Genomic DNA, 9,365 nt, shown 5'->3' with positions numbered 1-9,365 from the left:
CGCCTGGCACGCACGCTCGCTGCGTTGTCGGGATCGTCCATGTACGCCCAGTACGAGGACGACCCTCCGCCTTGCGATCGCACGCACCAGACGCCGCGACCCCCGCCCTCCGGGCGGACGGCGCTACTCATCAGACAGGCCCTGGCGGGCGGTGCCGCCCCGCGGCGCGCCCCGACGTGTGGTTGATCTTGGATCGCCTCCCGCCAGTCGGGCACATGTCCACAAACAGCCACGACCCGCCGATCTCCCAGTCCTGTCCCTCTGCTGCGCCGGTGCACGCCGGCCCGGTAGGCTTTCCGTGTGATCTTCAAGCGCATCGGTAACGGGCGGCCGTACCCCGACCACGGCCGGGAGAGCACCCGCCAGTGGGCAGATGTTGCCCCACGCCCGGTTCGCCTGGACCAGCTCGTGACGACCAAGCAACAACTGGACCTCGAGACGTTGCTGGCCGAGGACTCCACGTTCTACGGGGACCTCTTCGCCCACGTCGTGAAGTGGCAGGGGGACCTCTACCTGGAGGACGGTCTGCACCGGGCCGTCCGGGCGGCGCTCCAGCAACGTCAGGTCCTGCACGCCCGCGTCCTCGAGCTCGACTGACCGCTCGCCCCCTCCCGCGAGGGGTGGGCACACCCGGGTGGACGGTGGTCGCGTCTTACCCCTTATGGAAGTCAGCACTAGGCTTCCGCCTGCGACACGCACGAGTCTGTGCGAAAAAGGTCTTGCACCGCCTGTGTCCACCCAGTGATGCCACTGCCCGACCACGGGAAGGGGGCGAACGCCGATGAGCATGCTCACACCCCCCGGCATGGGCGGGAAGTACAAGGTCTCCGGAAACGCCTATCTGCCGGAGCGCCGACGCCGCGGACGACGCGTCGTCGTCGGCACCGCCGCACTGGCGGGCCTCGCCGTCCTCGGCTGGGGCACGCTGGAGCTGGTGGACGCCTTCCGCGGCGGCCAGCCGGCGGCCAACGCCGCAGCCAACCCCTGCCCACCCAGTCAGCCGGCGCCCCCCACCAAGCCGCTGCCCAAGCCCGGCGCGATCACCGTCAACGTCTACAACGCCACCCCGCGCACCGGGCTGGCCAAGCAGACGGCGCAGGCACTCGAGCGGCGCGGGTTCCGGATCGGGAAGGTCGCCAACGCCCCGGCGGTCTACGACAAGAAGGTCAAGGAGTCGGCGTTGCTGATCGGTGGGCACGCCACCAAGCCCGCGCTGACCGTGCTCGGCGCGCACATCGCCGGTGAGCGGGTGGACACCGACCGGCGGCAGAGCACCTCGATCGACCTGGTCATCGGCACCGGGTACCGCAGGCTGGACACCGTCGCCACCGCGGCCCGGGCCATCCGGGCGGGCACGGCGCCCACCGGCGAGGAGAGCGCCGCACCCGGTTCCCGGAGCGCCTCCGGCCAGAAGGCGAAGACGCGGGGGGACGCGGACCAGAACGTCGGCGGCACCGGCGAGGACCGGGGTGGCGAGAAGGACCGGGGCGGCCGGAAGTCCGGCTGCTGAACCGGCTCCGCGAGCCGGCGAGCTAGCCGGCCATCCCGTACAGCCGGTCGCCCGCGTCGCCGAGGCCCGGCACGATGTAGGCCCGGTCGTTGAGCCCCTCGTCCACCGAGGCCGTCACCACGGTCACCGGGAGCCCGGACAGCTCGCGCTCCATGACCTCCACCCCCTCCGGGGCGGCCAGCAGGCACAGCGCGGTCACGTCGTCGGCGCCCCGGTCGATGAGCAGTTTGATGCTGGCCACCAGGGTGCCGCCGGTCGCCAGCATGGGGTCGAGCACGTAGACCTGCCGCCCGGACAGGTCGTCCGGCATCCGGGTGGCGTAGCTCTCCGCCTTCAGGGTCTCCTCGTTGCGGATCATTCCCAGGAAACCGACCTCGGCGGTGGGCAGCAGCCGCACCATCCCGTCCAGCATGCCGAGCCCGGCGCGAAGGATGGGCACCACCAGGGGCCTGGGGTGGGAGAGCCGGACGCCGGTGGTGGGGGCGACCGGTGTCTCGATGTCCACCGCCTCGGTGCGCACGTCCCGGGTGGCCTCGTAGGCGAGCAGGGTGACCAGTTCGTCGGCCAGCCGCCGGAACGTCGGCGAGTCGGTGCGCCGGTCGCGGAGCGTGGTGAGCTTGTGGGCGACCAACGGGTGGTCAACGACGTGGATCCGCATGGCCAGACAGTAACGGAGCGGCCCGGCGGCCTTAACCCTCAGGGGCCCCTGTTTCCACGGCGTTTGGTTCCTGCTGCCCCGGCGTGGCGCGGGGCGCGGTACCCCGTGGGCGTGAGTGGGGCACGAGGGGGAAGGTGTGAGGGGGCACGTCGTTCGAGATCACCGTCCCCACCCGAGGGGGTGCACATGGCCGAGGAGAAAGCCGCACAGCCCGACGACCCGCGCCCCGGGGCCGAGCGCGACGCGGACCGGCGTCGGCGCCGCGCCGTCTTCCTGCGGGAACTGAACGAGGCACGTGAGCTGAGGGCGCGGGTCCAGCCGCGCCGGGCCCGTGCCGCCCGGATGCGTCAGGCACTGCGAATGCGGTCCTTCCGCTGGTGATCGCAGTGAGTAATGTCGTGAAAAGACCGTACGCCACGCAGCACCGAAGAGCCCTCACGAAGCGCCGGTTTCTGTCACGATGCCGATTGGACGGGTATGCAGGTGTTCCTGTGGAGGACCGTCCGTTACCCGGCACTACCGAGACCAGTGGGAGAGTCACGGTGTACTTCGCCGCACTGCTCGCGCGCACCGAAGACGGGTGGGAAGCGAGCGAGACCGAGCTCGACGACGTCGAGGCCCTCACCGACCTGATCGAGATCGCCCGTGAGGCGTCCGTGGACGATGAGACCGTCCTGGTCTTCATCGAACAGGAGGACGCGTGGTTCGCCGTCGTCCGGGTGGACGGCGAGGAGGACCCCAGGATCTACGTCTCCGACGCCGCCTCGGCATCCCGCAGTTCCTACGGCGAGATCCTGCTGACCGACGAGATGCTCGGCCGCGCCCCGGCCGACCTGGACGAACTGGTGGACCTCGACGGGACGGAGGACGGGGAGGACGAGGAGGTGGGCCCGGTGGACCTGCCGGTCCCGGTGGGGCCGCTCGGGGAGACGGAGCTCCTCGCCGACTACGGGCTGCCCGGCAGGGAGCTCACCTCGCTGAGCACGGGTGGGGTGCCCGGTGAGGCGCTGTCCGCCATCGCCGAGTCCCTGGGGTGCGCGGAGGTGCTGGAGGCCGTCCGCTGACGGCGCCCGCGGTGAAGGACACTGGGGGGTATGCAACGGCACCGTCCCGACCCCGTCCGTGACCGCTGGGCCGCCGCCATGCGGCTCGCACTGGCGCAGGCCGCGCTCGCGCCCCCCACCGGGGACGTGCCGGTGGGGTGTGTCGTGCTGGGCCCCGACGGCTCGGTGATCGGCCGCGGGCACAACGAGCGGGAGGCGGTCGGCGACCCCACCGCGCACGCCGAGGTGCAGGCGATCCGCGCTGCCGCGGCCTCGATGGCGGCGGCAGGCATCGCGGCCCCCGCGGGGGCGGCGACAGCAGCGGCAGCGACCGCCGGCACGGGTGCCGGGGTGCCGGTTGGGACGACGGCGGGGGTGCTGGCGGCTCCTGGTCGCGGCGTCCTGCCCGGGGCCGGGGTGCCCCGGTCCGGCGGTGTCCATCCTGCCGACGGTGGTTGCCGGGTCGGCGGTGCCCTTTCCGGCTCCCCACGGTCGGCCGAGGGCGGCGCCTGGCGGCTGACCGGGTGCACGCTGGTGGTGACCCTGGAGCCGTGCACCATGTGTGCCGGGGCGATCGTGCTCTCCCGGGTGGACCGGGTGGTCTTCGGCGCCCATGACGCCAAGGCGGGGGCGGTGGGGTCACTGTGGGACGTGGTGCGCGACCGGCGTCTGAACCACCGCCCCGAGGTGGTGGCCGGGGTGCTCGAGCAGGAGTGCGGCGCCGTGCTGACGTCCTTCTTCGACGGCCACCGGGACCGGGTCCCGCCGCCAACTGATTTCTGACCGCGGCGGACGTCCGCTAAGCTTCGTCCCGGTAGCGTGTCCGAGCGGCCTAAGGAGCACGCCTCGAAAGCGTGTGAGGGGGCAACTCCTCCGTGGGTTCAAATCCCACCGCTACCGCTCTGACCTTGGCGAACGTGTGCCCCGTCTCGCTGGAGACGGGGCACACGTCGTCTCTGGTCTCAGTTCTGGTCTCAGTTGCCCTTTTCCAGCTCCTCTTCAGCCTCTCCTGAGACCTCGGGTTCCGCCCTCTCCTCGGACTTCCACAGCAGTCCGTCTACCCGGTCCGCGATGTCCTTCCGCACCGGTTCGACCAGGTGCTGGTACCGGGCAGCCATGGCGGTTGTGGACCATCCCATGGTCCCCATGACAGCCCGCTCGGTCACGCCGAGGATCAGCAACACGGTGGCCGCGGTGTGACGGGCGTCATGCAGCCGGCCATCGCGAATCCCGGAAGCCCTGAGCAGGCGTTTCCACTCCTCGTAGTCCGTGCGCGGGTTGATCGCCCGGCCTTGTGCGTCGGCGAACAACCACCCTTCGTCGTGCCAGAGCTGCCGGGCGTTGGCCCGGGCCTTTTCCTGCTCCTGTTGGTGGGCAGCCAAAAGGCTGATCAGTTGCGGCGGCAATCCGATGCGGCGTCGACCGGCACGGGACTTCGTGTTCTTGGTGGCTTCCCGGAGAGGCTTGCGGTTCGGGCAGTAACCCGCCGCCTTCTTGCCGCAGGTCCCCTCGCAGCCGTGGTCGTACTTCGGTCGCAGCCGACTACGCCGCACCTGCAGCACACCGGCCGTCAGGTCCACGTCGGCCCACATCAGGCCCAGCGCCTCCCCCTGCCGGAGCCCCAGTGCGAGGGCGACGGCCCACCGGGCGCCGTTGGGGCGTTTACCGGCCTCGGCCAGCAGCCGCTGGACCTCCTCGACGGTGTACGGCTCCACCTCCTCCTCGACCACCTGCGGAGCCTTGGCAATCGTGGCCGGGTTCTCCGTGATGTGCTTGCGTCGCACCGCCTCGTTCAGGGCGGTCCTGACCGTGCGGTGCGCCTGGTGAGCTGTCGCGGGCTTGCTCCCCGTGTCCTGCATCCGCTGGTAGAAGCGCTCCAGGTGCTCCGGCTCCAACCTGTTCAGGCGGTGGGCCCCCAGTCCCGGAATCAGGTGGTGGTACACGGCCACGCGGTACCCGGCGATGGTGTTGACGCCGACGGACGGTGCGGCGATGTTCTCCACCCAGTGGGTCAGCCACGCCTTGACCGTCCAGGGCTTGCCCGCCTTACGGACCTTGCCGCCGTCCCTCTCCTTCTCCAGGTCCCGGACGGCCTTGACAGCCTCGGCGCGTGTCTTCCGGGAGAGGTGACGCCGGTCCGGCGTGCCGTCGTCCTTGACCCCGACGGTCACCCGCCCGTGCCACCGCCCGTCGGTTCCGAGGTAAATCGACGACGCTCCGTTCGGCTGACGGGTGCGCTTGTTCTCGTTCTGGTCCAAGGTGCTACGACTCCTCATGCGGCGGACAGGGTGGTGGACGTGGCGTTCAGGCGGGCGTTGACGTACTCGTTCAGGGCTTCCTCGGGGATGCGCCGCAGCCGGCCGATCGTGATGGACTGCACCTGGCCGGAGCGGACCAGGGCGAACATCCGGGTACGGCCGATCCCGAGCCGCTTCGCGGCCTGCTCAACGGTGAGCGCGAGCGGCCGTGCCTCGGGCCTCTCGGGCGTGGGCTCGGGGACAGGGACAGCGGACGTCAGTTGGGTGCTGAGGCGGCGGGCTGCCTCTTCCACGATGAGGGCGAGCAGGGCCGTGGGGACGTCGGAGAGCTGTGGACTGGACACATGGACTCCTTGGTCTGGGTGATGTCTGTCGGAGCGTCTGTCCGAGGTACGGAAATCTGCGTCACCGCGTCATCTGCGTCGCGCACGGCGCTGACCTGCGGGTTTGGGTGACGCAGGGGGTTTGGGGTGCGTCATCGGGTGACGCAGGGGTTCGTCACCGGGTGACGCGGGTGACGCGGGATGACGCAGCCGTGGGTGTCCTGCGTCACCGCTGTCGTGGCCGGTCAGGGGCCGTTTCGGGTGCGTGTGTGACGCAGGTGACGCAGCTTCCCTTCCCTTAGGACAAGGCAAGGCGGTTTTGTCCTTGAAGGGCGTGAAGAAGGAGCCGCTTCGCGGCGCGTCCCTTGAGCGGCGGCCGCCGCCGAACTACAAGAAGAGCACCCGGGGCGGGGCGGGGTGCTCTTCTTGCTTGTCCGGCGGGGGCTGGTCAGTGCATTGGTTCTTGCTGGTGTGGTGGTGGTGTGGGGCGGCGGGTCATCTCGATGTAGCGGCCGTCTCGGGTGCGGCCCCAGTCGATGAGGACGCCGCGGGCGGCGAGGGTGGGCTGAAGCCGTTTGAGGCGGTCGGAGAGGACTTTGCCGGTCGTGGGCCACCCCTTGGGCAGGGGACGGCAGTCTTCCCCCGTGTACAGGCTGCTGAGGCAGTGCAGCCACTCGGACGAGGTCATCCGCGTCTCCGCGCCCGGCGCGAGGGTGGCCGCGTGCTTGAGCACGGTCTGAGCGAGTAGGTCGCCCTCGATGACGTCGTCGTTGAGGTCGTCCAGGCTGGCCCGGTAGGCATCCAGGACTCCGAGGCCAGTCGCCGTGTCGAGCTGCGCGCACAGGTGCGCGAAGTCGGCCATCCGCAGGTCGGTGGGGATGTCCGCCTCGGCCGCCCGGACCTTCACTGTCAGATCCAGCAGAGACCCAAGGATGGTGGGTAGGGCCTGTTCGAACTCCGTCCACAGTTCGGCCTCGGTCCGTCGGACGCGGGGGCGTTCCAGGCGCAGGGGTAGGAGGCGTTCGGCGAGGTCGGGGCGGATGACGCCGACGTCGATGCCGGTCAGGAGCATGGGGCGGCGGTAGCGGGCGCGGACAACGTCGCCGTCGGTGTACAGGGCCCGCTTGATGTTCTCGGCCCCGGTGACGATGCAACACATCAGGTCGGACAGGTCCGGGGCGAGGTGGGAGAGGTTGTCCAGGGCGGTGACCCACCCGGCCGCCACGGCCGCGATCAGGTTCTCCTCGTCCTTCGGCGGGCGGCGCAGGTCGCTGGTCATGCCCTCGATGGTGCGCACGAGCATCCGCCCGCAGGTGGACTTCCCCGCGCCCTGGGGGCCGGTGAGGAACGGGGCGGGGACAGGCACGGACGGCCCCAAGCAGCCGATCAACCAGGCGACGGCCAGGCACTCGGTAGCCGCGTTCGCGAAGTTGCACAGCCCCAACAACTGGTCGATGCCCTTGCCGTTGGTGTCCTTGACCGGCAGGGGCAGTTCCCCGGTGAGTTGGGTGCGTCGCCAGCACACCTCGCGGGGGTCGGGGGTGCGGACGTCCCACCCGGTGGGGTGGATGCGGACGGACTGCCCGTCGGTGCGGCCCAGGTCCAGCCACGTCGCCCCGTCGAACCCGGGCGCGACGCGGATGTGAACGGGCTGAACGTCCTGGCTCATCGCGAGTGCTTCGATCAAGTCCAGCGCCTCCTTGAGCGCGGTGCCGTTGAACACGCCGTGTCCGTCGTTGAACAGGCCGACCATGAGTTCCTGCCGGTGGCTGCCCGAGGTGCCCTGCGAGCGGATCGGACGCGCCACGGGGTGCCCGTTCTTCTGGGCGAACACGGTCCCGTCGGCGGTGCGGAAGTACCGGAAGTGCTGCCGCGCGTAGTCCGCGATGACCTCCCGGGCCGCAGTCTTCTCCTCGTCGGACACCGGCTACAGCCCCAATCGGGTGCGTGCGTTGGCCCACGCCTCGGTGCAGTGCCGAGGCGATTCGCCCTTGGCCTGAGCGGCGGCGAACAGCCGCGCCACGTGGGTGCCGCTCAGGCAGCCGCACCGGCCGTGAGCCGACAGCACGGCGAGGAACGTGCGGTAGACGGTCGCGTGCACCGCACTGCGAGCCTCGGTGATGCGCTGCTCGGCCATGGCGATGCCACGATCCAGGTAGGCGGGCGTGCGATGGGGGCACTCCCCTTCTCCAGCGCCCGCGGGCACCGCGACGGTCGGCGGTGCGGCCCGGAGGGCCGGCGGCTCCTTCACGACCAGGGCGCGCACGGCGTCCGGCAGGTTAGCCATGGTGCCGGTGCCGGGGCCGAGCCACCGCGCGTAGGCCATCGCGGACTTCAAGTCGACGCCCTCACGGACGCCGTTGGCTGACCGCATGGCGCCCCGGTAGATCCAGTGCTCTCCCCGGGTGGTGGGCACGGTCCGGGTGGTGGGAAGGGTGGTACGGGCCCATACGACGGCCGCCGGGGTGTCGAGGTCCACCACGGTTAGCTCCGCCCCTCCCGGGTGGTAGGCGACGGCCACGGCGCGGCGCCATGCCGCCGTCCAGGCCGGGGAAGTGATGACGCTCGGGTCGGTGGTGGCCGCGGCCCAGCCGTGGCAGGGCCGGGGGCAGGCGCAGGACCCGGAGGTCTTCATGGTCGGCCGCCCCCCGCAGGCGGTGTCGGCGCAGGTGGGGCAGTTGGCCATGGGGCGCTTGCCGCGCAAGGGCAACACGGGAATGCCGAGCCCAGCCAGCCACAGGGCTGTGTGAAGGTGGTGCCTGCCAGCAGGTCGCTGGTCGGGCACGGGGTAGGTCATGCTGGTGGTCTCCTGTTCCGTGGGTAGGGCAGGGAAGCCGGGGCGACCGCCCCATCTCGCCAAAGATCGCGGTCGCCCCGGGCATGCCTAGAACGGGGGCTTGGTGCTCCGACGGACGTGGGGTTCGTCGTGGTAGATGGTCAGGCGGTCCGCGAGGTCATCGTTGTCGCCGAAGTCGCGGTAGGTGGCCCACCGGCCCCGCAGGGGCGCGGGGCGAGTGGTGAGGGCGTCCCGGGCCAGCTCGGCGACAGCCTGGGGGGTGGGCAGTACGTCGGTGCCAAGGTCAGCGAGCGCGCTGTAGCGGCCGGATTCTCGGGTGTCCCAGGCGATGGCCCACCCGGATTCTTCGGACCACAGCAGGCCCACGTCTGCATCGCCGTACGCGGCCGTGGCCGGGCCGGTGTCCAGGGTGATGTGTGTGGTGCGGGGGTCGTCCGGCATGGTGTCCCAGTCGTGGATGGCAACGCCGAGTGCCACCAGAGCCTTGGTAACGGCCCTGATGTACGGGGTGTGCGCGTCGTGGTAGGGCACGCTGGCCGCCGAGGCGGTAGGAGTGGCGTGGGCGAGTTGCTGGAGGACCTGCGGGGGTGGTGTCCACAGCCGGAGTCGCCCGGGGCAGGGGATGGGGTCCGGAAGCGGCCGTGGCTGGGTGAGTTCCCAGTGCCACGCGTCGGGCTCGCCCCAGGGGGCGCAGCACCCGCCGGTGGCGCGGTGGACGCCGGTGAGCTGGACGGTTCCGATGATGGCGCCGAGGGTGCCCGGCCACGCGGCGGTCA

The 9,365-nt window shown here is 71.0% G+C and carries 11 protein-coding genes, 1 tRNA gene and 1 pseudogene; 7 read left to right on the top strand and 6 right to left on the bottom strand.

The window, feature by feature from the left end:
- Positions 1-300 precede the first annotated feature (300 nt).
- Both A3IG_RS0126645 and A3IG_RS31450 read left to right on the top strand, forming a co-directional pair.
- Positions 301-597 (top strand): type II toxin-antitoxin system VapB family antitoxin, encoded by a 297-nt coding sequence (locus tag A3IG_RS0126645; protein WP_004943146.1) that lies wholly within the window; start codon positions 301-303, stop codon positions 595-597.
- 184 nt (positions 598-781) lie between these two features.
- Entirely contained in the window at positions 782-1,510 is a 729-nt protein-coding gene (locus A3IG_RS31450; protein ID WP_078500967.1) for a LytR C-terminal domain-containing protein, read from the top strand.
- A gap of 22 nt (positions 1,511-1,532) precedes the next feature.
- Here the strand turns inward: A3IG_RS31450 and upp are convergent, their stop codons facing one another.
- On the bottom strand, positions 1,533-2,168 hold the full coding sequence (gene upp / locus A3IG_RS0126635; protein WP_018386642.1) for a uracil phosphoribosyltransferase: 636 nt from the start codon (positions 2,166-2,168) through the stop codon (positions 1,533-1,535).
- Between the two features lie 186 nt (positions 2,169-2,354).
- On the opposite strand from upp, the gene A3IG_RS0126630 reads away from it, so the two are divergent.
- From A3IG_RS0126630 to A3IG_RS0126615, 5 genes and pseudogenes are all read left to right on the top strand, one after another.
- Positions 2,355-2,549, top strand: coding sequence for a hypothetical protein (locus tag A3IG_RS0126630; RefSeq protein ID WP_018386641.1), 195 nt, complete (start codon positions 2,355-2,357; stop codon positions 2,547-2,549).
- A 161-nt stretch (positions 2,550-2,710) separates the two neighbouring features.
- Positions 2,711-3,232, top strand: coding sequence for a tRNA adenosine deaminase-associated protein (locus A3IG_RS0126625; RefSeq protein ID WP_018386640.1), 522 nt, complete (start codon positions 2,711-2,713; stop codon positions 3,230-3,232).
- Between the two features lie 30 nt (positions 3,233-3,262).
- Positions 3,263-3,430: pseudogene (locus A3IG_RS35550) on the top strand (hypothetical protein); the annotation flags it as partial.
- 57 nt (positions 3,431-3,487) lie between these two features.
- Positions 3,488-3,994: a deaminase gene (locus A3IG_RS32160; RefSeq protein ID WP_236719245.1), complete on the top strand. Its 507-nt coding sequence runs from the start codon at positions 3,488-3,490 to the stop codon at positions 3,992-3,994.
- Between the two features lie 30 nt (positions 3,995-4,024).
- Positions 4,025-4,111 (top strand) — tRNA-Ser (locus A3IG_RS0126615).
- A 74-nt stretch (positions 4,112-4,185) separates the two neighbouring features.
- Here A3IG_RS0126615 and A3IG_RS0126610 read toward each other — a convergent pair.
- From A3IG_RS0126610 to A3IG_RS32155, 5 genes are all read right to left on the bottom strand, one after another.
- The gene (locus A3IG_RS0126610) at positions 4,186-5,487 is read right to left on the bottom strand and encodes a tyrosine-type recombinase/integrase (protein WP_051087650.1); all 1,302 of its coding nucleotides are present in this window, start codon (positions 5,485-5,487) and stop codon (positions 4,186-4,188) included.
- Entirely contained in the window at positions 5,484-5,813 is a 330-nt protein-coding gene (locus A3IG_RS31440; RefSeq protein WP_018386637.1) for a helix-turn-helix domain-containing protein, read from the bottom strand. Before A3IG_RS31440 ends, A3IG_RS0126610 begins: the two co-directional genes overlap by 4 nt.
- Positions 5,814-6,240: 427 nt before the next feature.
- Entirely contained in the window at positions 6,241-7,716 is a 1,476-nt protein-coding gene (locus tag A3IG_RS0126600) for a hypothetical protein (protein WP_018386636.1), read from the bottom strand.
- 3 nt (positions 7,717-7,719) lie between these two features.
- Positions 7,720-8,589, bottom strand: coding sequence for a bifunctional DNA primase/polymerase (locus A3IG_RS0126595; RefSeq protein WP_051087649.1), 870 nt, complete (start codon positions 8,587-8,589; stop codon positions 7,720-7,722).
- An 87-nt stretch (positions 8,590-8,676) separates the two neighbouring features.
- On the bottom strand, positions 8,677-9,365 hold a 689-nt coding region (locus tag A3IG_RS32155), incomplete at its 5' end, for a DUF6292 family protein (protein WP_051087648.1).

This window comes from Wenjunlia vitaminophila DSM 41686 (assembly GCF_000380165.1).
Classification (GTDB): domain Bacteria; phylum Actinomycetota; class Actinomycetes; order Streptomycetales; family Streptomycetaceae; genus Wenjunlia; species Wenjunlia vitaminophila.
This window is presented reverse-complemented; position numbering and strand designations above follow the sequence as displayed.